A 25,901-nucleotide genomic window follows, 5' to 3' on the forward strand; every position below is an offset into this window, starting at 1 on the left:
TTTGTTTACGATACGTGAGGGTGAGATGCGTGAACTGATGCGTGCGGCGGTGCGGCTGCATATCCTCCACCATGCAGCGGAGGAAGACATCCACGGCGCGTGGATGTCTGAAGAGCTGTCCAACCACGGCTACTCCGTCTCGCCCGGCACCTTGTATCCGACACTGCACCGGATGGAACAGGACGGTTTGCTGGTCTCCCGTCAGGAGACCGTTGACGGCCGGCCCCGGCGCGTCTATCGGGCCACGGACGCCGGCCTGGACGCGCTGGCCGAGGGGCGTCGTTCCATTGCGGAGCTTGCAGCCGAAGTCCTCCCCGCATCCTCGAAGGAGCAACTGCATGACTAATCCCCAGTCACTGGCCCGCCGTTTGGGCACCTTTGACGCGTCTGTGATCGGGCTTGGCTCGATGATCGGCGCCGGCGTGTTCGCGGCTTTCACTCCTGCCGCGGCCGCAGCCGGTTCAGGGCTGCTGGTCGGGCTTGTCGTCGCCGCGGTAGTGGCTTTCTGCAACGCGACATCCTCCGCGCAGCTTGCCGCCACCTACCCGACTTCCGGAGGCACGTACGTCTATGGACGTGAACGGCTCGGACCTTGGTCCGGGTTTCTGGCCGGGTGGGGGTTCGTAATCGGCAAAACCGCCAGCGCCGCAGCAATGGCGATGACGTTCGCTGCGTATGCCGCCCCGCCAGGGTGGGAACGCCCGGTGGCCATCACGGCCGTGATCGTGCTCGCGGCAGTGAACTACCACGGCGTGACGCGCACGGCCGGACTAACCCGCGTCCTCGTCGTGCTGGTGCTGGCGGCCCTCGCGACAGCTGTTGCCGCCTGCTGGGGCGGGTCCGCCCCGGATCCAGCCAGGATCCTTGGGGACGGCCTGCTCGCTCACGGTTGGTATGGGATCCTGCAGTCCGCGGGGCTGTTGTTCTTCGCGTTTGCCGGCTACGCGAGGATTGCGACCATGGGTGAGGAGGTCCGCGATCCCAAACGAACGATCCCACGCGCCATCAGTATCGCCCTTGGCATCACGATCATCGTCTACGCGGTTATTGCCGTGACTTTGCTGGCAAGCATTGGCCCGGAGCGGGTCGCTGCGAACGCAACACCACTGGCCGCTGCCGTCGAGTCAGGAACCATGCCCTGGGCTGGTCCCGTTGTCAGGGTTGGCGCGGCAATCGCGGCCCTCGGTGCCCTGCTCGCCCTTATCGCTGGACTCGGGCGCACGAGCCTGGCCATGGCCCGTGAACACGACCTGCCGCACTGGCTCTCCGCCGTCCACCCCCGATACAAAGTTCCCCACCGCGCAGAAGTCACCCTTGCCGTGGTGATCTGCGCGATCATCACCGTTGCCGACCTACGCGGGGCCATCGGATTCTCGTCCTTCGGCGTCCTTATCTACTACCTGATCGCCAACATCGCCGCCTACACCCAACCGGACATGGACCGCCGCTATCCCAAAGCCCTTCAGATCCTCGGCGCGGCCGCATGCGTGGCCCTCGTCGCAACCCTTCCACCGCTATCCGTCGGGCTCGGAATCCTCATGTTTGCTGCAGGAATCATCCTCCGCTTAATCAGAATCAGGACAACAGCCCACCCCAAACGGGGCCAGATATAACCGCCCTACCGGGGCCAAAAACAGTTGACATACTCACCGCCGCACCAACGTGCCCGATAAGGGAGCAAGGACACGGTAGGGTGGCCGTGCCGAGACCAGCCACAATCCTTTGGGGGGACCATGCTGAACGAAGACATCACCGGCGCTCCGCGCCTCACCGACGCCCACTACCTGGACGCGTCCGGAACCGGACCAGAACGGATCTCCGTTGAGTTCGCCATCGACCGGCAACCAGACCCGGACCATTACCTGGTCGACAAAGCAGCCACCCTGCTCCACGGCGGAACCGACCAGGTCGCCGGCATCATCGAATCACTCGCCACCGACCGCCTCCGGTCCTCGACCGGCACCTCCGCCCGTATCCACGAAGACGGCTACACCATCGCCATCCAAGCCCAGCTTCCGGACGGCTCCAAAGACCCAACCGTGCCCTCCAGGCACAGCACAGCCCGGGAAACCCCGACAGCACTGACTCCCGCGCAGGCGGCAGCCGTTCCAGCCCTTGAACGCGCCATCGACTCCGTGCTGCCTGCCGATCAACGCCAGCACGCCAGCACCCTGGCCACCATGGTGGCCAAAGAAATCCCCAGCCGCGAAGAGGTCATCGACGCCTACCGCCAGCCCACACTCAAGGACGTCATCAACAGCTACCAGGAACGCTACGACCCCGAACCGGTCGTACCGGTTCTGCCGGCCGCCCTGAAGCCCTACCAGCTGTCGTTCCCGCAGACCCCGGCCACGACACCGAGCACTGCCCCCAGCGGTGCCACAGCCACCCCGGCAACAAACACCTCCAGCGCACACACCGACGCCAGCTACAGCCGCTAAAGCTCCCACCACGGAAAAGGAATAACCACCATGCCCATCGACATCGAACGCACCAAGAACCAGGCACGCGCCATCCTCGACTCCCGCATCACATCAGTCGAAGAACTCGTCAAAGCACGCCAAAAAGTCACCGACCTCAAGGAACAACTCGCCACCGCCGAACGCGACGACAAACGCGCCTACGTCAAAGCCACCCGCGACGGATGGAGCCCCGATGAACTCAAAAAACTCGGACTCGAACCAGCCGCCATCGCACGCCGCCGCAAAAACCAGGCCAAAACCCAAACCACCACAGACAACAACCCCACCGGTGCGACGGCACCCGGGCACGAGGACACCCAAAGCAACTAAGCCCACCGCTCACATAGGCACGGCAAAAGCCCAACCGCTGCGCTGCTTTTCCCGCACACATGACGCGCCCATAGCTGTCCGATATGTCAGGTGCGGGTTCCGTTTCGTAACCGTGGCAGCGTCGTTGCCGCTGTCCACCACCGGGGACAATTCTTATGGGTTATCCACCGCTGCGGCTGCCGAGGGAGCTACCGTAAAGGCTCCCAAAAGGATCCAGCGGTGGATAACCCGAATTGACCCCAATCATGGACAGCTCGAACGTCACCTCAGGCCCTCCTTCGACGACTCGTCCACGGCGGTACTGCGAGCCAAAGCGCTACAAAATGCCCCGCCGCGCCTGGATGTTGACGAAGTTCGCACGGCGCGCGTCAGCAAGACAGGATCTAGCCGCCGTCGCAGCAAGGGAAGACTCACGTGCGACCGCACAACAAGTTACCGAATTGAAGACCACGCTCGAAGCACATCTCCAAACAAATTCACCAGGACTCATCCGCCCTGTCTTCCGAAAGCTCTGGTAACCGCAACCACAGACGGCCACCGACCCAGTCATCAGGACATACGTCAGACGGGGCCGTTTCCCATGGTCTGTAAGTCTTTACCCGGCTGCTCCGTGAGCGGCTGGCAGTCTGGTGCTGTGGCCGAGCCAGGGCGTGACTCACCCATGGGTTTGCCTCCGAACTGAGCTTTCCGGAGTGCGCTTTCTTGGATATGTCCGCCCTGGCCTGGCCCGGCATCGGTTCTGTCTACAGCGCTGGCCTGATTAGAAGCATGCCCACTCGATTACGGGTGTGGCCCATTACAGACCTGCCACGCCGTAACCCCACCGACGCGCTTCGATTCCCGGCACCTAGGAGGAAAAAGATGATTGTGGCAGAACACTTCGGCTACGTCGTCGGCATTGACACCCACGCCAAGACTCACACCCTAGCCATCATCAACACCGCCACGGGCGGAGAGCGAGCGAACGAAACATTCCCCGCTACTCCAACGGGAGGCACCCGCGCACTGTCTTGGATCCTGCGTCGCACCGAAGCCTCTCCTGAGCAAGTTCTGCTCTCCATGGAAGGAACAGGATCGTATGGCGCGAAACTCCGGCAACAGGCGACCGCCGCTGGCTTCCAAGTCATTGAAGCTCCCGTCCCGAACCAGCGATTGGGCAGATACCAAGGCAAATCCGATTCCATGGACGCCACCCGCGCAGCACGAGCTACCCTCAGCATTCCGATGGACCGCTTGCGGGAACCACGGTCCGGCCAGAACCATATGGCACTGCGAATCCTTTCGAACGCCCGCTCTATGCACGCGGCAAGGTACGTCGGGGGTTATGCAATCGATAATCCGCTAAGAGGTCCCTGTGGTTTGAGGATGTGCTTGGACTGGGAACCAGTCCAAAGTTTCAAGGTCGGGGTGACTCCGAAGCGTCTCGATCAGTTTCTTGCTCCCGAAAACCTTAGATCCCAGCAAGTCCCAGTCGGTCCAAACGACCCATGCCCGGTCCTCTGGCCACCAAAATTCAGGAGTCCGATTAGGAAGACCTGGTTGCAGAAGCGCCGGCAGTAGAGCATCCAATTCGAAGGAGAAAACACGCCGACGCATAGTTCCATCGGGACCGACCACCCGGCCCGAAATGTCATCCGCGTTTCGATCGATATAGGAGAACATTCCTTCGACCCCATTAGTTTGGGTCGCTGTTCTCAACAGAGGTAGAAGTGCTTCAAGCTCCACCTGGCCGATGGTTGCGTCCAAAGGCTGATAGACAAATTCGGCTCCGGGCACAACCAGCCCCGCCTCATCCCACCCAAGCATTGCTCCCCAGCGAAAACACGGCGGAACCTCAAGCCCCCGAAAGTCTCCCCGCAGCGGAACGCCCTTGATATTGGCTACCTCCCTCCACGTAAACCTCACAAATTCAGGAGGCGGAGCCACGGGGTAGACGGGGCCATTATCGTCGTCACCGAGCGGGCCGGGATCAACATCAGGAGGACATACATACTGATTGTGCAGAATCCACACACTGTCATCGCAACCAGGTGGAAGAACAGCAGTCTCCGCAGCATTGAGGACGTCATCCCCGAGCCACGAAGACTCCTCCTCAAACCCCTTGAAGGACCAACCCGCCGGCAATGAGCTTCTAGGCTGCTCAGACATGCGCCAACCGGCCGGAAGCGCGGCGTCCTCGGAAATCATGAGGCGAACCTACCACCAAGAAGCCCACCTCAGCGGCTATGCGTCACGAGTTCCACTACTTGACGAATATAGAAGCATCCAAGGCGTGGGCGCCCGGCTTCCCTGCTGGATGGGGTTGGGGTTTTTCGGCCGGGACGACGGGGGTCCTTGGTCGGCTGGTTTTTGACGGTGACCGCTTCCAGGGGTTTGGCCATGGGAGGTGTGGGTCAGCGGGTGATGCGGGCGGCGTCGATGACGTCGGAGGCGCGCAGTTCATGGACGGTTCCCTGCCAGACGGATCCACGTTTGTAGCTGGCCAGGTCAAGGATGGGCTCCCACGACGCTTCGATCTCGGCGCGCAGCTCCGGTGACCAGGAACTGACCGGTTCGTCCCGAATCCCTGCAGCCTGGGCACGGTGCCAGAAATCATCCAGGACCGCGTCGATCCGTGGAGAGAAATCCCCACTGGATTCCCCCGGCAGCGGCAGCACATAAGGTTGCCGGTTCAGCACCTGGTGCCAGGCGATGAAGTCCGAGAGCAACACCCGCTCCCGCGGGATGCGGCAGGTTAACAAGACCTCGTTCCGCGGCCGCTTGCAGGAGTCCACCAACTCCGCCCTGGGCAGCTTCGCCCACAACCACAACGCCCCACTCCCCCTGGTCGGAAGACGCTCGCCCATCCGGCGCAGCATCCATGCATAGGCCTCCGCGAAAACCGGTTCCGCCCGGGCCGGATCGGGGAGAATCCGTCCCGTGACCTGCAGTTCCTCGAAGGCGTCCGCGCTGTGAATGGTGTGCAGCAACAACACCGGAGCGTTCAGGTCATAGCCCAGCCGGCCCGGCGGTACCGCACCGCCCGGTGACACGGTCCGTACCGGAATCCTCATGCCCTCATCACAGCCACCGACAACAACGCCCCACCGGCAGACGTCCAATGAGGCTGGTCGGCAAAGAACCAGCCGGGTGATCCCAGCGTTTAAGGGGGCAGGCCGGGCGCGGCACGCGGGACGGGTGGTTGCTGTCAGTGGTCTTCGTGGCGGGCCGTTTCTTCGCGGGTGCGGCGGCCCGGGCGAAGCTCACCGACTTCAACGCCGGGCCATTTCCGGACGCCGTTGTACTTGCGCTGCAAGCGCCGGAGTTCCCTGCGTGCTGCTGCTTCAACGAAGTCCAAAATGGAGGCGTAACCCTCATGAAGACCGACAGCCTGGACGGCTGCACGGATCTGTTTCAGGTCCTCCTCGGTGGAGAAGGATCCCTTCCTCTTAGTCTCTTTGGGCATCGTTCTCCGGCCACGGGTACAGGGCGGTGTTGGTGATCATGGTGTCGGGAGTACCGTCCGGGTTGAACGACATACCGCTCCAATGCTCGTGGATTCCCGCCGCGTGGGACACAGCCGCGAGGACGAGCTGTACATGCTTGCAGTGCAGACCCGCCAGCCAATCCCCCAGGACGACAGATGCACTGCCTCCCAGGGAGGCTGCAACGCGCAAGATCGCTTGTTCCTCCCCGGGATAGGCGTCTGCGTAGGCGGGGATACCGTCGAAGTCGATCCACGCCCCGTGGACTGTGTCGTGGGTACTGATCCAAGGGAGGTCCGGGGTGGCGAGCCGGCCATCGAACGCCCGAAGCAGCAACTCAGTTCCTGCTTCGCGCGTGAAGACGCCCAGGGCCCAGGCGCGTAGGTCAGCAGCGTGCGTCATCCTCAGTCCTTACCTGCTTCGAGCATTACCCGAAATCGGAGTAGGTCTCGCCCGTAACGGCCGTTACTTTCGCCGCGATTTGAGCACGGACGTCCTCGTAGGCATCAATGACTGACTTCCAATGTTCAACCGTGGTTTCATCGGCTTCGATCGTCACCGATGAAGGGTGCGCAACCGACCCAGGGCAAGGCCCCGGGTCTTCGACGATCTTGAACACCGGGTATTGCTCATCAATATCGACCACGACCGCAATCATTTCATTGTCTGGGTTCATTGTGCTTCGCCTCCTTTGATGGCCAGTGATCTGAACCGCGCACTGGTGACGCCTCCGGTGATTGTTCCTCAAGAAGCGTCCACCACATAATGCTCTGACGGGGAAAGGGCTACTGCTGTTGCCCCGTCAGGCACCGGGTTAGAAACGGACGTTCGCAATCCGGTCCCCCTGGTGCCCCTGAGGGATCTTGCCCGCCCGATGTCAGCGGTCCTCGTAGCGGGCGGTCTCTTCCCGGGTCCGTCGGCCCGGGCGTAGTTCGCCGGCTTCAACTCCCGGCCATTTCCGGCCGCCGTTGTACTTGCGCTGCAGCCGACGCAGCTCCCGCCGTGCTGCTGCTTCAACAAAGTCTGTGATCGAGGCGTAACCCTCCAGCGGTCCCACGGCTTGAACCGCGGCCCTGATTTGTTGCAGGTCCTCTTCAGTGAAGTAGGGACTCTTCTTCTCGCTCGACTTCTTCATATTCCCTTCGGCGCTCCTTGCCCTTAAGACGTGTGGTGGGTTCAAGGCCTTCCTGTAGACACACCGTGAGGAACAGGGCTCGGCGTCCGGGGCCATTCCCGGGTTCGTCTCGCTAGCGGGTCCTCAGGAAGAAACCCACCGCTACGCCCACGATGATCACACCCGCGGCGATCCCGACCATGCCGTCGGACCGGTTTCTGCGCGCTGGGACATCGGCGCTCCTGGTCGGGCTCGTTCCGCCTAAAGATAGAACGTCCATCGGGCCCGTTTATCGTCCTCGTAATTGTTGCTGGTTCCTTCGATGAAGGGCTCGTGGTCTCCCGGCTCGCGAGTGCGCCTGGCCATGATGGCGGTGGCTTCCTTGATCTGTCCGGCAGACGCGGTGGTCGCGAACTCGAACCTCCACACCCCAATGAGCCCACCCGGTTCGGGAACCAGGTTCACGGCCAAACTGGGTTGCAGCTCCTCATTGTTGGCCCATGCCCACAGCTCATCAAACTGGCCGGCCACCTCGCCGACAAAGTACTGGACCTCGGCCGGTTGCTTGCGGGCGAGCTCCTGCCAGTTCACCGGGGCGTTGATGACGCCACAGTGCAGCTCTTGAACCGTCGCCTCCGAAAGGGCCTGGGCGAGCCAGCGTGGCAGGTCTTCGGTCAACACGGAGCTCTGCTGTCCATGAAAGGGTGCAGCTGCAGGTGAGCGGTCCCTGCAGCCCGGCCTCCTCTGCTGCAGCAGTTTCCAGGGGACCTGCCGAACCCATCCGGACAATAGTCCTCGGTTCTCCCGTGGTTTGCGTCCTTGCCCGGACGGCGGCTGATCGTGATTGAGCAAGCGCCGGTGCAACGCCTCGCCCGCTGCGTTGAACAACTCCCTTGGATTTTTCACGTTCGTATCCTTTGTTTGAGGGGTGGGCTGGTGCCGGGGGCAGCGTAGTGGTCCGTCCCGACACCACGGGCGGCTTAGAACGGAGGCTCAGCGTCGGGGCCGTTGCCCCAGGGGCCGGCGTTGCTGGTTGCAGGGAGCCCCCACGGGTCCTCCTCCTGCTGGACAGGCTGCCCAGCGCCGGACTGGTTCCCGAAACTGCCGGCGTTCCCGGCGCCCTTGTTGTTGCCCCGTTGGGTGCGGTTGACCTTTGCGTTCGCGTACCGGAGCGAGGGACCGATCTCGTCTACCTCGAGTTCGATCACGGTGCGCTTCTCGCCTTCTTTGGTTTCGTAGGAGCGGGACTTCAGCCGACCGGAGACGATGACGCGGGTGCCTTTGGTCAGAGACCCGGCCACGTTCTCGGCCATCTCCCGCCAGGCACTGGCGCGCAGGAAAAGCGTCTCCCCGTCCCTGAATTCGTTGGCTTGCCGGTCGAAGGTCCTCGGCGTTGACGCGATCGTGAAGTTCGCGACCGCGGACCCTGATGGGGTGAACCGGAGTTCGGGGTCGTTGGTGAGGTTTCCGATGACGGTAATGGTGGTTTCCCCGGCCATGATGGTTCCTTTTCCTCGTGTGCTGCTGGTGTTCTCGGTGTGGGTTCTGGTTTCGTTCTGAGGCGTTATGTCGTCGGTTGCGTCGGTTTGGTAGTGGTTCGCGGTGCCGGGGTCTTCTGCGTAGGGGTCCCAGATGGTCCCGATGGGCCATGGCGGCAGGTCGGGGGTGATGTTCGGGTAGTTCATGGCAGCGAACTCGTGGGGGTCCGGGGCCGGGACGTTGATGGTGGCGGAGGGGTTGGCGATCCGGCCAAACTCTTCCAGGTCGTCTTGTCGACGGCCGCTGAGCCGGAACCGTTCCTCTTCTTCCCACGCGCTCTTCATGGTGGTCACGCTGCCTTGTGGTTCATGGCTGCCTGGACGAGTTTGTCGCGGCGCAGCCCTGACCAGTGGTCCTGGTCATCGGAGTTGTTCACGACAACGGGCGCCTGGGTGTAGCCGAGCTCGGCGGTGATGTACTCCAGCGCTGCCGGCACTTCGGTGATGTCCACGGGCGTGTAGCTGATGCCTTTGGAGTCGAAGTACTCCATGGTGCGGTCGCAGTTCGGGCAACCGGGCTTGGTGTAGATCATGTATGCGGTGGTTGAGGAAGTCATTTTCAGTCCTGCGTTTCGTATCAGTTTTGGTGAGGTTCGTCTGGCTGACTTGCTACCTCTATCCTACCGTTTATCCAATCGAATAAAAAGGATACTGGCGCTATTTCTAGGGATATTTAACCTCATTTTGTGCAGCATTTGCGCCCCCATTCGAATGGTGGATTTGGTGTTGCGCGTAGTAGGCCGGCGGCCCTCCCCCGGCTTCGTTAGGAGCGGCTCTGGGCGGTGGGTTCCTGTGCCTGCGTGGGGTGCTTTAGCAGTTCCCTGTGTGTGGTCCCGGCTGAAAAGAACAGTTCTTCAGCGGGTGGATGGTCGGCGGCGGTTGTCTTGACCCATGGGAAAGGTGTCCGGTTTTTGAGGGTTAAACAAAGCAGGGCCGGCGCGGGCCGGTCCTGCTTTGTTCCTCGGCAAAAAGGAAGACTGTGGGTCGGTCTACAAGACTGAAGACGTGCGCGTCAGCGCGTGGTTCGTGTGTGGGTTGCGCGGCGTCGGCGCAGGAGAAGGTAGGTGGTCAGGGCGAGGATGGCTCCGATCACTGCGCCGAGGATCAGTCCGGTAATGCTGCGCATGCTGTTCAGCAGGATGAGGGGCAGGGAGATGGCGGTGACGAAGCCCAAGTCGAACGGAAGGGTGTCGGAATCGATGTCCTCCATCCTGGAGTGGGCGATTATCCATTGGATAAAGAGGTAGATGGTGGCGACGATCCCGAAAATTGCTGCCCCGATCATCCAGCGCTCCAGGATGTCATTCAGGCCAGGGAAGATTTCAGAGAGGGAGAAGCCCTCGAATGTCTGCGTGGTCATGGTGACTCCTGTTCGTGGTGTCATGGGATGAGCCTAGCTGTGGTCTCTGACAAATTTCTCGGTGGTGAGTCGATGGAGTAGCCGGGTAGCCGGCGAGGCGCGGCTTTTCGCGGGCTTATGCCTGGTGGCGTTGAATGGCGGTCCGTCGCTGGTGAGTGGCTGCTGTGGTTCGCCCTTGGGCGGCGGACCGCCCGACATTCGGGAGGTTCCCGGCCCTGCCGTGATGAGTGGCCGGGCCTTGCCTGGCGGTGGGGGTTCCGCCCGGCAAGGTCTCTTATGCCGCTTCTTCTTCGGCTGGTTTGCCGCTGTCGATGATGATCTGCTCAACCTCGCTGGCGGTGTAGCCCCACGTGACGATCTGGTTCAGGTAGTCCCGGTGGGTTTGGGACGGGGACCGCCATGAGTCCTTGGCGATGGTGCTCTCATATCCGGCGCAAACGAGCGCGATCAGGGAGAACTCGGGCCGGGTCGTGGACTTCGCCACGTGATCCTTCAGCGGGTTCCATGCCCATGACTTCTGTCCGTCGATCTTCGCGCTGACCATCTCGGCGGCTACTTCGCCGTCGTAACTCCGGGCGGTTTCGGTGTGGTGGGTAATGGCGTGAACGGTGAAGTACTGCCAGCCCTTGGGTGCCTGCTTCTTCGCCAACAGGGTTTTGACGAACTCCCGCCGTACGGTGGTGGCCGATTCCATGGCCTTGTTGTTGGCGATCAGGGTTCTCCGCTCGGCCTTCTGGTCCTCGGTCATCGGCCCTTTCTGGACGTTGCTGCCGCCGTCATACCGCTCATACTTCGGCGTGAATCCCAGTTCCTTCCATCCGGTAATGACAGGCTTGGCAGTGTGCTCGCCCCGATAGTTGGTCGAAACAAAGGCGGCGTTCGCGTCCTCATCCGTGGCCGGTTCCCCGTCGGCCCGGTTGGCTGCTGAGACAAAAAGGTTCTCTTCGTCGGCATAGCTTCCGGCGTACTCAACAATGGCCTTCCCTTGGGCTTCCAGTGTGGCGATCAGGGCGGCAACGGCGGCGGCTGCTGCGCGGTCGTCGCGGAGTTGCTGGGCGACGTGGAACAGCTGGTCGGGTTCGTCCTGGATGACCGATTCCAGCTCGGCTGTGGCTTGCTCGTCCCCTTCAAACTCGGCCATGAGCAGGGCCTCCTCGATCGTGAGGCCCTTGCCTAGGGCGGCGGTCCCGGCTTCGGATGCTTTGGCCTTCAACGCGCCTTCAACGGTGGCCTTGGTTCGGCCGGTCTTCTTCGCGATCGCGGCGGCGGACACTCCGATCAGGGACAGCTGGTGGTAGGCGTCGGCTTCGTCCGCTTCGGTCAGTTCGGCGCGCTGGATGTTCTCCACAACCTGCGTGACGATGCGTTCGGCTTCTTCGGGGCTGTTGATGATCATCACCGGGATTTCGGGGCGCTTGGCTTCGATGGCTCCCAAGGTGCGGCGTTGTCCCATCAGCACATGCACTGTGCCGTCGTCCTTGCGGTGGGCGATGACAGGCTCCATGACGCCGTGTTCTTTGATGCTGGTGATGAAGTCAGTGGTCAGGGCGGCGTCTTTGCGGACGTTGATGTCAACGGTCAGGGTGGTGGGGTCGAGCATTTCCAGCGTGGGCGCTGCGTTCATGGTGTTGCTCCTTCTTTTGCCGAGAAAGTTGGTGGGTGGGGCGCTTGTGGTGAGTGGCCAGCTTCCCCTTCTCCCCCGTTGTTTTGGCTGCTGGCGAAACTTGCGGAGCTGTGCCCGACGCAGTCCCGTCTACCCTTTGGGCAAGGGACAGGAAATTCCCGGAGGAAATCAGCGACGCAGGAGCGCCGCAGGGCATTTCCTGCACCGCAGGCCCCGGAGTTTACGGAGGGGCTAGACGGGCCGGAGCGGGCACGTACAATCCGTCAGGACAGCAGCCAAAACGCCGTTAGGCACACCAGGTGATGACGGGCAGGAGCCCTGCGACGGACCGGCAGCACCCAACAGCCGGCCACGAAGCGAAGCGCAGTGGACGCCCGTTTCCCGGGTCGCCCCGGCGAGCCGCCCCTAGCACCCCACCGGCGCACAAGGTTCGCTCCGGATCCGGCGGGTCGCCCCACCCAGGGCTGGAACGCAGCATCCCTTGGCGGGAACGGCGGTCCGCCGCCGGCAACCCACCATGACAGCCGACCACCTGCGGCGGACCGCCCCACCCACCCGGGGTGAACGGCTCGTCTATAGGGCGGAAGAGCCGGCACCCGTTGGGTGCCGGCTCTTCCTGTTTTCCCTCAGCAAAAGGAAACTCGTGGGGGCAGCGTCTTCGCTGCCGGGTTTAGAAGTCTTGAGGGGTTTTCTCCCAGGAGATGTCCACGATGGCGGATCCAGGGTCCATGGTGAGCATGCTCAGTTCGAGGATGTCTTCGGTATGGGTGTTGCCGGAGGGTGCGTCGTCTTCGGTGAGGACGAAGTCGTGGCTCATGGTGCTGCTCCCTGGCGTCGGTGGAACCGGTGGTTGTTCCACTGTAGCCCGACGATGGAGCAGGTGCCTGGTGTGGGGCTTCGCCCGCGTCAGCGTTGTGGTCGGCGGCCGGAGGAGCGCCAGCGGGGGAGGCCGCCGACGCGCCGGTGGGGCCGGACCGTTGCCGGTCCGGCCCCTGTGGGTTTAGTGCTTCTTGTACCCTGTGGATTCGTCGGCGGCGACGGGGGCGATCTTGCCGTGGATGATGAGCTCGTCCATCAGTTCAGCCAGCCGGTACCCGGGGACGTCCTCCAACGCGGCGGCGAAGTGCACGGCTGCGACTGTGGACTGGCCTTTGAGGTAGCCGAGCCAGCCGATCAGGGTCAACAGCGGGGCGCGGTAGCCTTCCGGTGCGGCGGCGATCAGGGCTCGTGCGGCTTCCTCGGCCCGGTCGACCCGGGCCCAGTCCGGGGCGATACCGTGCCCGATCAGGAGGTCCCCACTGCCCTGCGCGTCAAGGCGATCGGGTTCGATCACGTTGCACAGCAACGTGTCCCGCAGGCTGGGGAGCTGGAAGCAGGCCAGCAACTGCACGGCCGCTTCCGCGCTGATCCGGCCCTTGCGTTCGATGGCGTGTGCCCAGAGTTCACGGGCGTTGATCTCCTCGCTGTACTGCAGCACGTGCCCGGCGTGGTCGATCTGGTCGGCGGTGTCCGCCGGGCCGTTGAATTGGGCGTAGTCCACTCCCGCGGCGTTCCTGTAGCTGCTGCCGCGGTAGATCATTTCGGCGTTCAAGTGCCCATCCTTGATGGCGTCCAGTGACTGGACGGGGCAGCACTGCACGTCATCGCACAGCAGGTTCTTCCAGTGTCCGGAGGTGACCAGCCATGCGTCTTTGAGCGGGACACCGGCGGCGTCGAGCGTCTCGACGATGGCCTCGACGTGGTCGTAGAACGGCCGCGGCGCCCCGGCTACGGGGTGTTGGTCGCTGTAGACGGCCAGCAGGACCGCGTTCGCCGGGCGGTCCAAAGCAAGGTAGTCAGCCATGGCGCGGGCGAAACCTTTTGGGTCGGCATTCGCGGGAGCGTCAACGCGCAAGGTCGCGCCGAGCGTGTTGCCGCGCATGGTGATGAACACGAAAGACTCCCGGGGCACGAAACCGAGGGTGTGCGGGATGAAGCTGAGAATGTCGGCGGGGCCGGTGATGCGCAGTTCGTTGGTCACGTTTCCTTTGTCCTTTGCTGAGGATTCGGTGGGTGGGGCGCTTGTGGTGAGTGGCCAGCTTCCCCTTCTCCCCCGTTGTTTTGGCTGCTGGCGAAGCTTGCGGAGCTGTGCACGGCGCAGTCCCGTCTACCCTTTGGGCAAGGGACAGGAAATTCCCGGAGGAAATCAGCGACGCAGGAGCGCCGCAGGGCATTTCCTGCACCGCAGGCCCCGGAGTTTACGGAGGGGCTAGACGGGCCGGAGCGGGCACGTACAATCCGTCAGGACAGCAGCCAAAACGCCGTTAGGCACACCAGGTGATGACGGGCAGGAGCCCTGCGACGGACCGGCAGCACCCAACAGCCGGCCACGAAGCGAAGCGCAGTGGACGCCCGTTTCCCGGGTCGCCCCGGCGGGCCGCCCCCCAGCACCCCACCGGCGCACAAGGTTCGCTCCGGATCCGGTGGGACGCGCCACCCACGCCGGGAACACATCGATCCCGTGGCGGGAACAGCGGTCCACCGCCGGCAACCCACCACGACACGGGACCACCTGCGGCGGACCGCCCACCCACCAGGGCGAACGGCCCACCCCTGGTTTCGTCGCCGATCATCGCGTGAATGCTGCGTTCGAGTGTTTCGTGTTGTCGCTGCAGGTTCTTCGCGTCCAGTTCGTCCGCGCTTGCTTCGATCGTTTTCGTGCAGGACCTGCCAGCGGTCCATGGCAGCCAACAGTTCCGGTGTGAACGTCCTGTCCCATACGTCGTACAGGCCGAAACGGTAGAAGGCGTCCGTCATGCCGGAATAGCCGATCCATTCGGCGGTGGCAGCGGCCTTCCCTCGCTGGATGCCCTCGACGTGGGCTCGTAGTCGGAAGCGCCGTCGTCGTCCCAAAAGGTCGCCACCCCGTGTCTCCTTCACAGGGTTGGGGGGTGGCCGGGACCTGTCGGTCCCGGCCACCGGGTGGAATTAGCTGGCGAGCAGTTCGGCCAGTTCGTGACCGTCGCTCACCAGTGCCGCGGCGCCCTCCTTGATGAGGCGGTGGCAGCCCGCGGAGTTGGCGCTGTGGACGCTGCCGGGTACGGCGGCGACGTGCCGGGCGATGGTCTCGGCGTGGTGCGCGGTGTTCAGGGCACCGGAGCGCCACCGTGCCTCCACGACACAGGTCACCCCGGCCAGTCCGGCAATAATCCTGCCCCTGGCCAGGAAACGCTGGCGCGTTGGGGCGGTAGTTGGTGGTTGTTCGGAAACGATCAACCCGTTCGCGCGGATCGCGGCGGCGAGGTCGGCGTTGCCGGAGGGGTAGTCGCGGTCAAGGCCGCCAGCGGCGACGGCGATCGTCGCCGGCCCGTCTCCGGTGGAGCCTGCGAGGGCGGCCCGGTGGGCATGGGCGTCGATCCCGTACGCCAGCCCGGAGACGACGCAGATTCCGCGTTGGGCCAGTTGGTGGGCGATGTCCCGGGTGACGGCGGCGCCGTAGCTGGTGGAATCCCGGGAACCGGTCAAGGCAGCACACCGATCCGGGGCTGGGATGCCCCGGTCGATGTTGCCGCGGTACCAGAGCCCGTACGGGGCGTCCGGCAGATCATCCAGCCCTGTCGGCCAGTGCTCGTCCCCGGGGATGAGGAACCCGCCGCCGAGGCGTTCGATCGTCGCCAGGTCCCTTTCGGGGTCGACGTCGGGAAGGCGGGGCGCCCAACGCCGCAGCGCCTCAGCCAAGTCGGTGTCGGTGATATGCCGGAACGAGTGGACAGGCTGGTCCCCGGTGACGATGCGCAGCGCAGCGTAGGCGCCCAAGGTGCCGACGAGGGCGCGGCCTGTGGAGTCCTGCGGGTCGAACAGGCGGGTCAGGGCTGCGCGTGCAATACGGTCGTTCATGTTTTGTGTCCTTTGCTGAGGATTCGGTGGGTGGGGCGCTCGTGGTGAGTGGCCAGCTTCCCCTCTCCCCCGTTGTTTTGGCTGCTGGCGAAGCTTGCGGAGCTGTGCACGGCGCAGGCCCGTCTACCCTTTGGGCAAGGGACAGGAAATTCCCGGAGGAAATCAGCGACGAAGGAGCGCCGCAGGGCATTTCCTGCACCGCAGGCCCCGGAGTTTACGGAGGGGCTAGACGGGCCGGAGCGGGCACGTACAATCCGTCAGGACAGCAGCCAAAACAAGAAAAAGCTTCTACAGCCCGAGCGAAGCGAGGACCTTCTTGCAGCGCACGACGCTGCGCTCGGTTACCGCACCGGGATACGACGGGCGGGAGTTCCGTCGGGGAGACTTGTCCGACCGCGTCCAAAATCGGTCGTATTCGACCTGTCTTTCTTAGTGCAGCGCGCTGTTGGCCGCGGCAACCGCTATTGTCGCCAGCATGGCGTATCGAGAGAAATGGTTCAGAGTGGTCGAGCAGAAGCGGTCCGGACTCTTCTCTCTAGGACGCAAGTCGACCTATGAGCTGCTCGGGGACGATCGTCGGTTCACGACGCTTGAGCTGATGACTGAACTGCTCGGTCCGACTCCAAGTGCGCGACGGGATGCATACGACTGCATCGACCGGGCCACGAGCATCTTTCCTAACGGGCGGGGTGAGTGGGTAGGGTATCCCTCTGGTGCAATTCAGCTTGATCCAGGTCAGTAGCATCTCGTCGACCCCATCGTGGTCGAAGTTGCCACCGACGTAGCCTGGTCCGGCAACGCCTACCGGCGCCCGATCAGCTACGTCAGTGCCCGTCCCGAGCTGGACCCGGGCGACGTGCAACTGCCGGCCTACTTTGAAGCGCACCGTTAGCGAGGGGCGCATCACCGGATGATTCCGGGCCGGGCCCCCTGTCTTAGCATGTTGCATATGCCCGAAGAGAATATTCCACCCACACGCTTCCTCACAGTGGAGCAAGCGGCCGAGTACCTGAACGTCGGCCAACCCCTCATCAGGGCACTCCTGAAGTCCGGTGAGCTGCGGGGCCTCCAAATCGGTGGACGCAATATCTGGCGGATCGGCATCGAAGACGTCCAGGCGTACATAGGCGAGGCATACCGCAAAACCGCTGAGCGCATCGCCTCGGGCGAGGTCGATGACCTCGCTGCCGGAGACGATTCCTAAAACGGCGTCACGTGATCCTCCCTCCGCACACGACATAGGTGTGGCGGCGACCGTGGGGCGCGGGATCGATCAGTTATGCGCGACAGCCCGCGCCTTCCGTGCGGCAGCCCAGCCACGGCGCACTGCCGGCTCAGTTTGTCCGGGCTGAAACCCACCGGCTCTGCGTGAAACGTCCGCCAAGGCGTAAACACACCCCGCCTTGGCAGGCGGCGGTGTGCCCGATCCGCCGGCGGCGGGCCGGGCACACCGCACCTCAAGGAATGCCCCTCAGCCGTGATCAGCGAACATGGTCCTGGGTTGTGCCCACTGTGGGCCGGTGGAGACCGGAGGATGATCTCAAAGCGGTCCACGTTGGGTGCAAGCTATTGGTGGACCTCCAAGTAGCAATCCACCAAGTTCGGCCCCTCCCGACGACTCTGCCGGCGGCCAAGAAGCCCTCGGGTCAACGGCCCAGATAACTCACTACCGGACATTTTTGCATGAGGTCAGTGGTTGATGACTTGCACCGATAAATGGCGGCGTTGTCACAGCACTATTGTTGACGGGGCACTCCGTAGGGGATACCTGACCGGACATCTCTCACTCGTCCTCCTCAGCCTCCGCATGACTCAGCAATGAGGGGGTCGGTCCGTCCGCCTGCTTCGGCATGCCGCTTCGGGCTTGACCGTCCTGAACGAAAGTGATTCTAATTTGGCTCCCCTGCTCAAGGAGCGACCCGGCGGACGGATCCTGGGAGGTCACCCAGAACAGCCCCGGCCAGGTCCTCGAACGGAGCCCCGGCCCATCGGGGTCCCCGGCTGCGAGACCGAACCCAACGTTCGCCGCCATCTCCTGTGCAATATGCACAGGCTGCCCAACAAGATCGGGAACAGTCAGCATCTGGCCTTCAACCATCTCGGCATCTCCTTGAGCCTGAACAGCAAGAACGGTGAAACCGTAGCTTCAGCCCCCAGAATACTTCTGGTGACCGAGTGCGGCGCCCGGTAAGGGGCCGCCAGCGGTAGCGTTGCCGTATCTGGAACGCAGCTCGGTCTTTGGGGGGACGATGATGACAGGAACCGCGGTGGAAATGGCAGAACCTCTGGTGCCCTCTTTTGGGATCTTGGGTTTCCTTTTGATGGCGAACGTCCTGCTGTTCGTCGGCGCGCTCATCAGTATCGCGAGGGCCCGGAATCACACCACGGGAAGCCAGATCGCTTGGGCGTTGATCGTGCTTGCGCTGCCGGTCATCGGGTCGTTGGCATGGTTCGCGATTGGGCGCCGTACGAAAAACGAGGTCACCCTTCGGCGGTAGAAGTTACTCTTTGTCCGCTGCGTCTCGATTTGGAAGATTTCCTGCGTAGCTGGCGGAGACGGCCGCGTTCCAGCGTACTGTCGTTGATGGGGCAAGCCCGGTGAGCCGCGCCATTATGGGTCGCGGGAGTTCTTGGGCGAGTTGTCCGAGGGCTGTGGACCGGGTCGCTCGGGGATTGATTCCGATGTCCCGGAGCTGCTTGCGGAGCGTTGGTGCGCCGATGGGTTGTCCGTGGAGCGGGCCGGGGAAGAGCCATTGCACGTCTTCGACCCTTCCGCCGAATCGTCGCACTTGTCTTCTTCCGGCAGCCTGACGGGCGTATTCGCTAACCTCGTCGGGCAGTTGGAGCGGATCGTGCCCGAAGCGTATCCAGACGCGCTCGTCCTCGAAGGTGATGTCTGCCAGGGATAGTCCCCTGATCTCGTGGCTTCTGAAGCCGTAGATAATGACCAGGCATGCTGCCAGGCGCAGGCCTGGATCAATATTTTTCTGCTCAAGAGCTCCTGCAGGGGCGGGGTAAGAGCAATCCTGCATCGGATGCAACATGGTGGAGACCGTTCTTTGTCGGAGCTTCGTTGTACACTCATTATCGAACATATATTCGAATAAAGGTGTGTTGTGGGCGTGATAGTTGGCCCCCGTGTGGTAGATGCGGGAATCTCTCTCGTGAGGGCGTTGCTGGCACCGGTCGCGGTGGCAGCCGGCTACCCGTCGCCCGCCCAGGACTACTTCGATGGCCGGATCGACCTCAACGAACACCTGATCAAAGACGTGACCAGCACCTTTATCGTCCGGGTGACCGGGCAGTCCATGGAGCAGGCCGGTATCAGCGACGGTGACGAGCTGATCGTGAACCGGGCACTGGAACCGAAAGACGGGTCCGTGGTCGTTGCCGTCCTGGATGGCGAGTTGACGATCAAACGGCTCCGGATCACGTCCTCGGGCGTGGTCCTGCAGGCTGACAATCCAAGCTTTCCCGACATCGAGGTTGCTGCGCTGTCGGAGCTGACGATCTGGGGCGTTGCTACCAGGTGCTTGCATCATGTCTAGGCCCGCGGTGATGCGTCGGATGCAGGAAATCGCGCACGTGGACGTGAACTGCTTTTACGCCTCCGCTGAGCGCGTCTTCAACCCCGCCCTGGAGGGCAGGCCGGTCATTGTGCTCTCCAACAACGACGGGTGCGCGGTGACCCGTTCCCCCGAAGCCAAACGCCTCGGCATCGGGCTCGGGGATCCGTGGTTCAAGCTCCGCCCACGGGCGAAGGAATGGGGCCTGGTGGCCCTGTCGAGCAACTACGAACTGTACGGGGACATTTCCGCCAGGGTCATGGAGCTGCTGGGCAGGTACTCAGCCTGGCTGGAGGTGTACTCCATCGATGAAGCCTTCCTGGGCGTCAAAGGCGAACCGGACGAGCTGCTGGTATTGGGCCGTGCCATGAAGGCCGCGTGCCGGCGCCACGTTGGCGTTCCCGTCTGTGTGGGGATCGCGCCAACAAAGACCTTGGCCAAGCTCTGCAATAAGTGGGCGAAGAACAACCCCGCGTTCAATGGCGTCTGCCGCTGGGAGTCAGTGCCGGTCGAGCAGCGCGAAGCGCTCATGGCCAGGCTGTCCGTGATCGAGATCTGGGGCGTGGCCACAAGGCTGACCAAGCGGCTGAATGCGATGGGGATCTTTTCCATCCTGGACCTCACCCGGGCCAACCCGGTGGCGATCAGGGACAAGTTCTCCATCGTCATGATGCGCACCGTCCTAGAACTGCAGGGCACACCCTGCATTCCGATGGAGGAAGAACGCATCGGCCGTGACCAGTTGATCTTCTCCCGCTCCTTCTCCACACCCATCACCACAGCCGCGGGGTTGCGGCAGGTCATGAGCGTCTACGCCCAAATGGCCTCCGCACGTCTGGCCAAACACGACCTCCAGGCGAAGGTCTTGACGGCGTTCGCAGCGACGTCGCACTTCAACCCCAACGAAAAGTCTTTCCCCTCGGTGTGCGTCGCCCTGCCGATGCCGACCGCCGACCCGGTGCTGCTGACCAAGGCCGCCCACGCCCTGCTCCCGCAGGTCCACGAAGGGACCAAGTACGTCCGGGCCGGGATCATGGTCACCGACCTGCGCCCCTCCGGGAACCAGAAACCCCTGGAGATCTTCGAAAACCCGCACGAAGAACGCAGCATCGGAATCCTTCTGGAGGACGTGGCCAAACGGTACGGCCGGGGCTCGATCGGCCTGGGTCATGCCGGGATCAAAGGCGGCCCGGACTGGTCCATGAAACGCGACATGCTCTCCCCCAGGTACACCACCCACTGGGACGAACTCCCCCTCGTCAAAGCCGCCTGACCGGCGCCAGGCAAGAAAGGAACCCTCAAATGACTCTTGCCCCCGAATCACCCACGACCGGCTGTGAAGTTGCTGTCCGGTTCAGCCCCGACGGTGCGCCGTTGGCGATCCGTCACGATGGCCGGATCTGGATGGTCGACCCGGACGTCCATACCGCGCACTGGTTCACCCGAGACGCGTGGTGGGAAACCCGGAACCGCGCCGCCGTCGGCAGCGGGGACATCGTCAGTGTTGAACACTGGCAGGTCCAGGCCAAACTCGCGACAACCAACGCTGAGCTGCGCACGTTCACGTTGCGCCGGGAACCCCTGGCCACCGGGTGGCAGCTGGAATCCATCAGCTAGTGCCCGCCAACCTTTACCGCTCCCCTGTCCCGGAGCAACTGTGGGACCGCATCCGTGACGAGTTCAAGCTACCCACCCTGGAACAGCTCCGGGAACGCTTCGCAGCCGTGCACGAGGATCCCGAACCGGTGATGCGGCAGCTCGTCCGCGTTGAAGAAGGCACCTTCTGTCCTGGGTTCCAGTTCCGCCCTGACCTGCCCCTCAACCCTGTGGTGGTCGGGGTGTTCGAACGGGCCTTGGAGCTGCGGATCCCCCACAACTACTTCGCACTGTGGATGATGGTCCCCTCCCCCGCCCTGGACGGGCGGCGCCCGGTGGACCTGCGAGAGAGCCGGGACCCGTCACTGTTGCGGGCGGCGCTGGACCGGCTCCGCGTGGACGTGGCGGCCTAAGACATGGGAGTGAAAGTAACCCTGACCGCGGAGGCCGGCTACGGCCAAGTCAGCTACGTCGAGGCCGAAGGCGAGACGTATGAAGAAGCCAAAGCAGCCGCCGAAGCATTGATCCCGGAAGACTCCAAGGCCATTGTCCTGCGCACCAGCTAGCAAGCCCGCATGAATCCAGAAGTACGAACATCGGTCGAGTCGCGATCTTTATGCTTGGATTTGGACTATGGAAAATTGGTCAGCGAATTGGACTGCTATCGGGACGATGCTTTTGGCCTTCTTCACAATGTTTCTCGTTTTGTTGGCGATGTGGGCAGCTTTGCAAGCGAGGAGCGCGGCCAAGGCGGCATGGGCAGGTCTCAACGAGCAAAGAGATCAAAACCGTGCTGCACAAGCCGCACGAGTCTATAGTTCACCTGTTAGCCACAATTTGAATGCCGCTCACCTCAACGAACCTTCCGTGAGGGTTTCCAACGGCTCGCATGTCCCTATTTACGACATCGTTGTTGCAATAGAGGAGCAGCACACGGGAAACAGTGACAACTTGCGCATGCCATCGCTCATGCCTGGAGAAGAAGCTTGCCTGAGCGTGCCGCCCTCAATACTCACCCGTGGTTGGGGTTGGATTGAGCATGCCGATAGCCATGGAGATCGTTACTACAGCTTGCCAGAAGACCATGATGGCCCGTCCTTCACGGTGTCTTTGCACTTCCGGGACGCGAGCAACCAGAAATGGCAGCGCGACCCGGCAGGCTTTCTGTCGCGACTGTCGGACTAGATAGGGTTTTTTCGAAGCCCCATAGGAACTCTGGCTTCCCTGGAATGCGTTGGATGATCTCACTCTGCCGCCGTAGCTTAAGTCGCCGACTGCGTAGACCATTGAGAAACACCCGTTTGACGGCCGAATGACTAGCTGAGGACTTCCAAAATGAGTGAACATGAATCAGAACTAGGAAACGGGTTCGGCGAGAACCTTGCTGAACAGATCTTCACCCTGTGGGTTGATCTTGAATTAGAACGCCGGGGGTTGCCTGTCGATCGCTCAACGATCAACAAGGTCTTAGTTACCTTCAGTTCGTCCCCGGAGCAGTCCCCGGTCATCTCGATTAATGAGGAAGTCAAGCTTAAGGCAAACGTCCGCCTAAACAGGGACCTCCAACCAGGTGAGGAGGTAGCCGTAAGCAGCGTCGATGAGATCGAGGGAATTGAGCCCGTCGGTGTGGATCCGAATAGCGGATGGATTGCTGCGTACGTCCTTCCCAATGGCGAAGTGATCATCCAGTTTGACTACCGCTATAACAAGGAAGAGGCTGGACGCTCGCTCGCCCTGGCGCGCGAATACCTCACTGCCGCTCAAGCAGGCTTGGCAGAACTACCCCGGCCTGCCATGGACAATCTTTACTCAGCCGCCGAGCTTTCGGTCCACGCACTAATGCTTATTGAACCCAACCCCACCACTAAGAAACACTGGGTCCGCGCGGATTGGCACAACAACTCGGCCAAGCTCCAGAACGTGCCGTCCCACCATCCAGGAATCTTGAAGAGACTGCACAGGAACGTACCGTGGCCCGGTATGCGGAAGGCTCGTCGTCCCTGAAGCCGGATGAACTAGCTGAACTGATATCCGGTGTCCGGGACATGATTACTTTCGCAGAGCAACGAGTAGGCTCCGGAACCACTAACTAAGATTTGGATCGTAGCGGAGGGCTACGCCCAGTCTGACCAGGCCCGGGAGGCACTGGCAGGACGGAGCAAGGCCCCGCCCACTTCGCGTTTCCGCCGTTGCCGCGGATCGTCGCGCCCGTAAGCCGGTCCTTCACCGTTCCGTACATTCGAACCGCGGCAACCCATCCTGATCAATATGTGGAAGGCACGTTTACCCTGCACGGTAAGCATGAACGCTGAGCGGGGGTCAACTGCAACTGCCTGATTCCCACCGCTTGAAAAGACATAGAAGCATCCATTTCAGCGCCTGGATGGCCATCCCGTGCCAGGACCTGGAAGAACGGCGCCCGGTAGATATGTACAGCGCCACTCCCCTGCTGCTGAATGCCCTGGAGAGCTTCGTCCGCCCCTGAGAAGGACAGGCACTACGGACGTCGGGGCGGACCGCTCTTAGTGAATCTCGACCTCTGGGCGGTCCCATATGAGTCTGAACGCTTGGCGGCGGTGGTAAACGACGGGCTCGATGATTTTCAGATCGCAGAGACGGTCCAATGCCAACCCCGTAGCGTCGTCAGTCGCCGCCGCGAGGTCCACTGTGGACAGAAGGTCCACAATGGGCCCCAAGCGCCCCACCCTCCCGTAAGCGATATCGCGTAGACCATATCGATACAGGCTTCGATTGACGATGATCCCATCACCGCTGTCAATAGCCCGATGTGGTCTTCCGGGTTCGCCTTCCATCTCAATCATTCTCTGGCTGTGGCTGCCGAAATAGTCTGAGGATTCATCTCCAAGCCGGCTGAGAGCTTCTTCCTGTACGTCGGGATTGTAGAGTGCCCGCAGGATTCGGCTAGCTTGCCTCTGGGCAATCATGGATGCGAGATAGCCGACCCCGATGACGAGGACTGCTGTCCAAAAAAGTGGATAGAACCATTCCGATGGGAGTTCCACGTCGCCAACGTTGAAGTAGGTTCTGAGTCCGTAGGCCGAGAGTATGAGCGCTCCGGCACCCGCGAACGGTAGTGAGCGAGCTTTCGTGAAATCTGCTGATGCCTGGGTGGCTGTGGCTTTGACGTTTGTCCTCATGGTCAGGGTTGCATCTGGACGGGAGGGAGCGCCTGTTGGCTCTTTGGCCACGTTTTTTTGAATGGCCTCCACGATCTGACTCACGAGTGTGACGGGTACTAGATCTGTAGATGGAGGCACCCCTGTTTGGCCAGTCCCAAGAAGTTCACCCCGGGCCTCTATGAGCGCAACTTGTCGTGCATGTTGCGCTGCGGTGGGTTGGGGCACTTGCAGGTCTCTGAGTTCGACGTTGATAGCGCTCAGGAGATTTTCTTTGGTCGGCTCAACGCCGGAACCAAGATCGATTCCCAGTCGCGCAGCGAGGTCAGGTATTCCAGGGTGGGGCATCCCCAAAATTTACCCTGCCGAGCGCTCCCCGGTTTGGCGGTCTAAGAACAATTGCGTGCCATGAGCAGGTCTACGGACGAAATAGGCTGATTCAATGCGCGCTGATGAATTGTGGATCGATAATCCCTTGGAGGGGTACCGAATCCTGAATCGAGAGAAGATCGAAGGAATCCTGACAGGGTCCCTTGTCGGGATACCGGATGTTGACGCAGCCGTTGCCTTGGCTCGTCTCGTGCATGATGAGTTCGAGACGTTCGGGACTGGCGGCAATCCCTACGCTGATGACCGAATGGATGACGAGGATTCCGCCAGGGCATTGCTCGCGCTCCGACAGGTTCTTAGGCGGCTCGGAATTGAGTTCAATCCGCCGTTCAGAGATTTCCGGACCTTCCGTCAGTTTTGGATCAGGGATGGTGCCTCAAACAGCTATCAAGCGCGCCGAGACATATTGAGCCGCTTGTTTGATGACATCCACGAAAGTCTGGTCCAGCTGGAGCTCTCCACCATCGAGTCAACGCTCAGCAGTCCAATCTCTCCACGAGGAACAACGGGGTGGCCCCGAGTTGATGAAGAACTCGCGGAACTGCGCCGACACTTTAGCCAGGCCCGAACAGAGCAAGATTTCCGAAACGTCGGTAATGACTGCGTCATTGTGCTCGAATGTTTGAGCGCGACCGTCTACAACCCAAGCCGGCACCTCCAGGAGGGTGGAGTCGAGCCCCCGGTCAGCAACACGAAGCAACGACTCGATCGATACGTCGAAGTGGAGCTTGAGGGCGCGGCTAACGCCGAGCTCCGTAAACTCGCTAGAGCCACCATTGAGTTTGCTCAGGCGGTCAAGCACCGCGGGACCGGCTCCCGAAGAGATGCTGGCATCGCCGCCGACAGTGTGATCCAGCTGGTCAACATTATGCGGCGTATTTTGCCAGACCTCGTTTAGCGGGCACCAGCTCGAGGCTGAAGCGCACTTTTCACACGACCGGGCGACTGTTAGATGTTGATGCCTTCGCTACAAACCACACATGATGGTCCCTACCCCTCTGCCATTTGCAGAACTGCGGAGGAGTCTTCCTGTTCAAGGTGAAGGGTTCCCGGTAAGTGCGCTGGCCGATACCAGCTTCTGCCGGAGTTGTCCCGGAAACGAACGTCCACTGCCTCTTCCATTGTCAAACCCTGGTCCTTGGGCTTTGGCTGCACTTCGAAGCTTCTGATCGCTCCCGCAGCCACTACGGGTATCTGGCTGAACTCTGAAGTGCCCAACGACCAGTGAGTGATACCAACTTCCCAAATCGGTTGGTCCGATGCGTTTTGAACCACGATCTTCCATTTGGCCCCGTGGTACTGAAACGCTTTGCCTGGAAGGCCTACAAATGTGGGGTCTTCAGCCTTCTCCCATTGAAGCCAACAGGCCACACGTTCCGCTTGACTGCGGATGACCGCTTGACGGTCGGCGGCTGCCTGCACCGCTATCGCCGCCTCTTGGGTC

33 protein-coding genes and 1 pseudogene are annotated in these 25,901 nt (G+C 62.1%); 17 read left to right on the top strand and 17 right to left on the bottom strand.

The genetic code is table 11. From position 1 onward, the window contains the following. The first annotated feature begins 25 nt into the window (after positions 1-25). The 5 genes and pseudogenes from KSW38_RS16190 to KSW38_RS23490 all read left to right on the top strand — a co-directional run. Complete coding sequence (locus KSW38_RS16190) at positions 26-346, top strand: Rv3488 family transcriptional regulator (protein ID WP_216925947.1); 321 nt, start codon at positions 26-28, stop codon at positions 344-346. Then, positions 339-1,613 (top strand): APC family permease, encoded by a 1,275-nt coding sequence (locus KSW38_RS16195; protein ID WP_216925948.1) that lies wholly within the window; start codon positions 339-341, stop codon positions 1,611-1,613. The genes KSW38_RS16190 and KSW38_RS16195 overlap by 8 nt, the downstream gene beginning before the upstream one ends. 120 nt (positions 1,614-1,733) lie before the next feature. Next, a complete protein-coding gene (locus tag KSW38_RS16200; RefSeq protein WP_216925949.1) occupies positions 1,734-2,441 on the top strand; it encodes a hypothetical protein in 708 nt (235 codons plus the stop codon). A gap of 30 nt (positions 2,442-2,471) precedes the next feature. Then, a complete protein-coding gene (locus KSW38_RS16205) occupies positions 2,472-2,792 on the top strand; it encodes a hypothetical protein (RefSeq protein WP_216925950.1) in 321 nt (106 codons plus the stop codon). An 861-nt stretch (positions 2,793-3,653) separates the two neighbouring features. Continuing rightward, positions 3,654-4,076, top strand: a pseudogene (locus KSW38_RS23490) (IS110 family transposase); the annotation flags it as partial. Positions 4,077-4,133: 57 nt separating this feature from the next. Here KSW38_RS23490 and KSW38_RS23495 read toward each other — a convergent pair. The 13 genes from KSW38_RS23495 to KSW38_RS16270 form a co-directional block, all read right to left on the bottom strand. Further along, entirely contained in the window at positions 4,134-4,979 is an 846-nt protein-coding gene (locus KSW38_RS23495; RefSeq protein ID WP_254186621.1) for a hypothetical protein, read from the bottom strand. A gap of 206 nt (positions 4,980-5,185) precedes the next feature. Then, the gene (locus tag KSW38_RS16215) at positions 5,186-5,845 is read right to left on the bottom strand and encodes a DUF3841 domain-containing protein (protein ID WP_216925952.1); all 660 of its coding nucleotides are present in this window, start codon (positions 5,843-5,845) and stop codon (positions 5,186-5,188) included. Between the two features lie 134 nt (positions 5,846-5,979). Then, positions 5,980-6,237, bottom strand: a complete 258-nt coding sequence (locus tag KSW38_RS16220) for a ParB family protein (protein WP_216925953.1) — start codon at positions 6,235-6,237, stop codon at positions 5,980-5,982. After that, the gene (locus KSW38_RS16225) at positions 6,221-6,658 is read right to left on the bottom strand and encodes a hypothetical protein (protein ID WP_216925954.1); all 438 of its coding nucleotides are present in this window, start codon (positions 6,656-6,658) and stop codon (positions 6,221-6,223) included. Before KSW38_RS16225 ends, KSW38_RS16220 begins: the two co-directional genes overlap by 17 nt. A 25-nt stretch (positions 6,659-6,683) precedes the next feature. Then, a complete protein-coding gene (locus KSW38_RS16230; protein ID WP_216925955.1) occupies positions 6,684-6,932 on the bottom strand; it encodes a hypothetical protein in 249 nt (82 codons plus the stop codon). A gap of 201 nt (positions 6,933-7,133) precedes the next feature. Then, positions 7,134-7,391 (bottom strand): ParB family protein, encoded by a 258-nt coding sequence (locus tag KSW38_RS16235; protein ID WP_216925956.1) that lies wholly within the window; start codon positions 7,389-7,391, stop codon positions 7,134-7,136. A 240-nt stretch (positions 7,392-7,631) separates the two neighbouring features. Then, the gene (locus KSW38_RS16240; RefSeq protein ID WP_216925957.1) at positions 7,632-8,276 is read right to left on the bottom strand and encodes a hypothetical protein; all 645 of its coding nucleotides are present in this window, start codon (positions 8,274-8,276) and stop codon (positions 7,632-7,634) included. 74 nt (positions 8,277-8,350) lie between these two features. Next, positions 8,351-9,193, bottom strand: coding sequence for a single-stranded DNA-binding protein (locus tag KSW38_RS23500; protein WP_254186614.1), 843 nt, complete (start codon positions 9,191-9,193; stop codon positions 8,351-8,353). 5 nt (positions 9,194-9,198) lie between these two features. Continuing rightward, positions 9,199-9,465, bottom strand: a complete 267-nt coding sequence (locus KSW38_RS16250; RefSeq protein WP_216925958.1) for a glutaredoxin family protein — start codon at positions 9,463-9,465, stop codon at positions 9,199-9,201. A 455-nt stretch (positions 9,466-9,920) separates the two neighbouring features. After that, on the bottom strand, positions 9,921-10,292 hold the full coding sequence (locus KSW38_RS16255) for a hypothetical protein (RefSeq protein ID WP_216925959.1): 372 nt from the start codon (positions 10,290-10,292) through the stop codon (positions 9,921-9,923). Between the two features lie 250 nt (positions 10,293-10,542). Further along, complete coding sequence (locus KSW38_RS16260; RefSeq protein ID WP_216925960.1) at positions 10,543-11,892, bottom strand: ParB/RepB/Spo0J family partition protein; 1,350 nt, start codon at positions 11,890-11,892, stop codon at positions 10,543-10,545. Between the two features lie 670 nt (positions 11,893-12,562). Next, positions 12,563-12,709, bottom strand: a complete 147-nt coding sequence (locus KSW38_RS16265; RefSeq protein ID WP_216925961.1) for a hypothetical protein — start codon at positions 12,707-12,709, stop codon at positions 12,563-12,565. A 183-nt stretch (positions 12,710-12,892) separates the two neighbouring features. After that, positions 12,893-13,912: a DUF4192 domain-containing protein gene (locus tag KSW38_RS16270; RefSeq protein ID WP_216925962.1), complete on the bottom strand. Its 1,020-nt coding sequence runs from the start codon at positions 13,910-13,912 to the stop codon at positions 12,893-12,895. A 677-nt stretch (positions 13,913-14,589) separates the two neighbouring features. Between KSW38_RS16270 and KSW38_RS16275 the strand changes: the two genes are divergently transcribed. Beyond that, a complete protein-coding gene (locus tag KSW38_RS16275; protein ID WP_216925963.1) occupies positions 14,590-14,760 on the top strand; it encodes a hypothetical protein in 171 nt (56 codons plus the stop codon). Between the two features lie 99 nt (positions 14,761-14,859). On the opposite strand, the gene dprA is transcribed toward KSW38_RS16275, so the two are convergent. Beyond that, positions 14,860-15,768, bottom strand: coding sequence for a DNA-processing protein DprA (dprA, locus tag KSW38_RS16280; protein WP_216925964.1), 909 nt, complete (start codon positions 15,766-15,768; stop codon positions 14,860-14,862). 760 nt (positions 15,769-16,528) lie between these two features. Between dprA and KSW38_RS23650 the strand changes: the two genes are divergently transcribed. Beyond that, the gene (locus tag KSW38_RS23650) at positions 16,529-16,660 is read left to right on the top strand and encodes a hypothetical protein (RefSeq protein WP_256449738.1); all 132 of its coding nucleotides are present in this window, start codon (positions 16,529-16,531) and stop codon (positions 16,658-16,660) included. 57 nt (positions 16,661-16,717) lie between these two features. Next, complete coding sequence (locus tag KSW38_RS16285) at positions 16,718-16,972, top strand: excisionase family DNA-binding protein (protein ID WP_216925965.1); 255 nt, start codon at positions 16,718-16,720, stop codon at positions 16,970-16,972. Positions 16,973-17,551: 579 nt separating this feature from the next. Here KSW38_RS16285 and KSW38_RS16290 read toward each other — a convergent pair. After that, a complete protein-coding gene (locus tag KSW38_RS16290) occupies positions 17,552-17,866 on the bottom strand; it encodes a PASTA domain-containing protein (protein ID WP_216925966.1) in 315 nt (104 codons plus the stop codon). A 175-nt stretch (positions 17,867-18,041) separates the two neighbouring features. Here KSW38_RS16290 and KSW38_RS16295 point away from each other — a divergent pair, with 175 nt between their 5' ends. Then, the gene (locus KSW38_RS16295) at positions 18,042-18,266 is read left to right on the top strand and encodes a PLDc N-terminal domain-containing protein (RefSeq protein WP_216925967.1); all 225 of its coding nucleotides are present in this window, start codon (positions 18,042-18,044) and stop codon (positions 18,264-18,266) included. A gap of 3 nt (positions 18,267-18,269) precedes the next feature. Here the strand turns inward: KSW38_RS16295 and KSW38_RS16300 are convergent, their stop codons facing one another. Beyond that, positions 18,270-18,812, bottom strand: a complete 543-nt coding sequence (locus tag KSW38_RS16300; protein ID WP_216925968.1) for a site-specific integrase — start codon at positions 18,810-18,812, stop codon at positions 18,270-18,272. Between the two features lie 72 nt (positions 18,813-18,884). Here KSW38_RS16300 and KSW38_RS16305 point away from each other — a divergent pair, with 72 nt between their 5' ends. The 7 genes from KSW38_RS16305 to KSW38_RS16335 all read left to right on the top strand — a co-directional run bounded on the left by KSW38_RS16305 (position 18,885) and on the right by KSW38_RS16335 (position 22,934). Continuing rightward, positions 18,885-19,316: a LexA family protein gene (locus tag KSW38_RS16305; protein WP_216925969.1), complete on the top strand. Its 432-nt coding sequence runs from the start codon at positions 18,885-18,887 to the stop codon at positions 19,314-19,316. Then, complete coding sequence (locus tag KSW38_RS16310) at positions 19,309-20,607, top strand: Y-family DNA polymerase (RefSeq protein ID WP_216925970.1); 1,299 nt, start codon at positions 19,309-19,311, stop codon at positions 20,605-20,607. The genes KSW38_RS16305 and KSW38_RS16310 overlap by 8 nt, the downstream gene beginning before the upstream one ends. Before the next feature lie 29 nt (positions 20,608-20,636). Then, complete coding sequence (locus KSW38_RS16315) at positions 20,637-20,951, top strand: hypothetical protein (protein WP_216925971.1); 315 nt, start codon at positions 20,637-20,639, stop codon at positions 20,949-20,951. Further along, positions 20,951-21,343, top strand: a complete 393-nt coding sequence (locus KSW38_RS16320; protein ID WP_216925972.1) for an MbcA/ParS/Xre antitoxin family protein — start codon at positions 20,951-20,953, stop codon at positions 21,341-21,343. The genes KSW38_RS16315 and KSW38_RS16320 overlap by 1 nt, the downstream gene beginning before the upstream one ends. A 9-nt stretch (positions 21,344-21,352) precedes the next feature. Further along, the gene (locus tag KSW38_RS16325; protein WP_216925973.1) at positions 21,353-21,496 is read left to right on the top strand and encodes a hypothetical protein; all 144 of its coding nucleotides are present in this window, start codon (positions 21,353-21,355) and stop codon (positions 21,494-21,496) included. 67 nt (positions 21,497-21,563) lie between these two features. After that, positions 21,564-22,115 (top strand): hypothetical protein, encoded by a 552-nt coding sequence (locus KSW38_RS16330; protein WP_216925974.1) that lies wholly within the window; start codon positions 21,564-21,566, stop codon positions 22,113-22,115. A 150-nt stretch (positions 22,116-22,265) separates the two neighbouring features. Beyond that, positions 22,266-22,934 carry a hypothetical protein gene (locus tag KSW38_RS16335; protein ID WP_216925975.1) on the top strand — a complete coding sequence of 223 codons (669 nt, stop codon included), beginning with the start codon at positions 22,266-22,268 and terminating at the stop codon, positions 22,932-22,934. Positions 22,935-23,452: 518 nt separating this feature from the next. Here KSW38_RS16335 and KSW38_RS16340 read toward each other — a convergent pair. Further along, the gene (locus KSW38_RS16340; protein ID WP_216925976.1) at positions 23,453-24,415 is read right to left on the bottom strand and encodes a hypothetical protein; all 963 of its coding nucleotides are present in this window, start codon (positions 24,413-24,415) and stop codon (positions 23,453-23,455) included. A 94-nt stretch (positions 24,416-24,509) separates the two neighbouring features. On the opposite strand from KSW38_RS16340, the gene KSW38_RS16345 reads away from it, so the two are divergent. Beyond that, positions 24,510-25,355 carry a hypothetical protein gene (locus KSW38_RS16345; RefSeq protein ID WP_216925977.1) on the top strand — a complete coding sequence of 282 codons (846 nt, stop codon included), beginning with the start codon at positions 24,510-24,512 and terminating at the stop codon, positions 25,353-25,355. Positions 25,356-25,901: the final 546 nt, after the last annotated feature.

This window comes from Paenarthrobacter aromaticivorans (assembly GCF_019038615.1).
In the GTDB taxonomy this organism is placed as follows: Bacteria; Actinomycetota; Actinomycetes; order Actinomycetales; family Micrococcaceae; genus Arthrobacter; species Arthrobacter aromaticivorans.

Coding starts and splice junctions, on each gene's coding strand:
- KSW38_RS16225 (WP_216925954.1), bottom strand. CDS start 6,658: ATGACGCACGCTGCTGACCTACGCGCCTGGGCCCTGGGCGTCTTCACG.
- KSW38_RS16205 (WP_216925950.1), top strand. CDS start 2,472: ATGCCCATCGACATCGAACGCACCAAGAACCAGGCACGCGCCATCCTC.
- KSW38_RS16335 (WP_216925975.1), top strand. CDS start 22,266: ATGAGTGAACATGAATCAGAACTAGGAAACGGGTTCGGCGAGAACCTT.
- KSW38_RS16260 (WP_216925960.1), bottom strand. CDS start 11,892: ATGAACGCAGCGCCCACGCTGGAAATGCTCGACCCCACCACCCTGACC.
- KSW38_RS16200 (WP_216925949.1), top strand. CDS start 1,734: ATGCTGAACGAAGACATCACCGGCGCTCCGCGCCTCACCGACGCCCAC.
- KSW38_RS16215 (WP_216925952.1), bottom strand. CDS start 5,845: ATGAGGATTCCGGTACGGACCGTGTCACCGGGCGGTGCGGTACCGCCG.
- KSW38_RS16190 (WP_216925947.1), top strand. CDS start 26: ATGCGTGAACTGATGCGTGCGGCGGTGCGGCTGCATATCCTCCACCAT.
- KSW38_RS16250 (WP_216925958.1), bottom strand. CDS start 9,465: ATGACTTCCTCAACCACCGCATACATGATCTACACCAAGCCCGGTTGC.
- KSW38_RS16310 (WP_216925970.1), top strand. CDS start 19,309: ATGTCTAGGCCCGCGGTGATGCGTCGGATGCAGGAAATCGCGCACGTG.
- KSW38_RS16295 (WP_216925967.1), top strand. CDS start 18,042: ATGGCAGAACCTCTGGTGCCCTCTTTTGGGATCTTGGGTTTCCTTTTG.
- KSW38_RS16195 (WP_216925948.1), top strand. CDS start 339: ATGACTAATCCCCAGTCACTGGCCCGCCGTTTGGGCACCTTTGACGCG.
- KSW38_RS16230 (WP_216925955.1), bottom strand. CDS start 6,932: ATGAACCCAGACAATGAAATGATTGCGGTCGTGGTCGATATTGATGAG.
- dprA (WP_216925964.1), bottom strand. CDS start 15,768: ATGAACGACCGTATTGCACGCGCAGCCCTGACCCGCCTGTTCGACCCG.
- KSW38_RS16235 (WP_216925956.1), bottom strand. CDS start 7,391: ATGAAGAAGTCGAGCGAGAAGAAGAGTCCCTACTTCACTGAAGAGGAC.
- KSW38_RS16300 (WP_216925968.1), bottom strand. CDS start 18,812: ATGTTGCATCCGATGCAGGATTGCTCTTACCCCGCCCCTGCAGGAGCT.
- KSW38_RS16265 (WP_216925961.1), bottom strand. CDS start 12,709: ATGAGCCACGACTTCGTCCTCACCGAAGACGACGCACCCTCCGGCAAC.
- KSW38_RS23495 (WP_254186621.1), bottom strand. CDS start 4,979: ATGATTTCCGAGGACGCCGCGCTTCCGGCCGGTTGGCGCATGTCTGAG.
- KSW38_RS16220 (WP_216925953.1), bottom strand. CDS start 6,237: ATGCCCAAAGAGACTAAGAGGAAGGGATCCTTCTCCACCGAGGAGGAC.
- KSW38_RS16315 (WP_216925971.1), top strand. CDS start 20,637: ATGACTCTTGCCCCCGAATCACCCACGACCGGCTGTGAAGTTGCTGTC.
- KSW38_RS16255 (WP_216925959.1), bottom strand. CDS start 10,292: ATGACACCACGAACAGGAGTCACCATGACCACGCAGACATTCGAGGGC.
- KSW38_RS16290 (WP_216925966.1), bottom strand. CDS start 17,866: ATGGTTGAAGGCCAGATGCTGACTGTTCCCGATCTTGTTGGGCAGCCT.
- KSW38_RS16285 (WP_216925965.1), top strand. CDS start 16,718: ATGCCCGAAGAGAATATTCCACCCACACGCTTCCTCACAGTGGAGCAA.
- KSW38_RS16345 (WP_216925977.1), top strand. CDS start 24,510: ATGCGCGCTGATGAATTGTGGATCGATAATCCCTTGGAGGGGTACCGA.
- KSW38_RS16330 (WP_216925974.1), top strand. CDS start 21,564: ATGGAAAATTGGTCAGCGAATTGGACTGCTATCGGGACGATGCTTTTG.
- KSW38_RS23500 (WP_254186614.1), bottom strand. CDS start 9,193: ATGAAGAGCGCGTGGGAAGAAGAGGAACGGTTCCGGCTCAGCGGCCGT.
- KSW38_RS16340 (WP_216925976.1), bottom strand. CDS start 24,415: ATGCCCCACCCTGGAATACCTGACCTCGCTGCGCGACTGGGAATCGAT.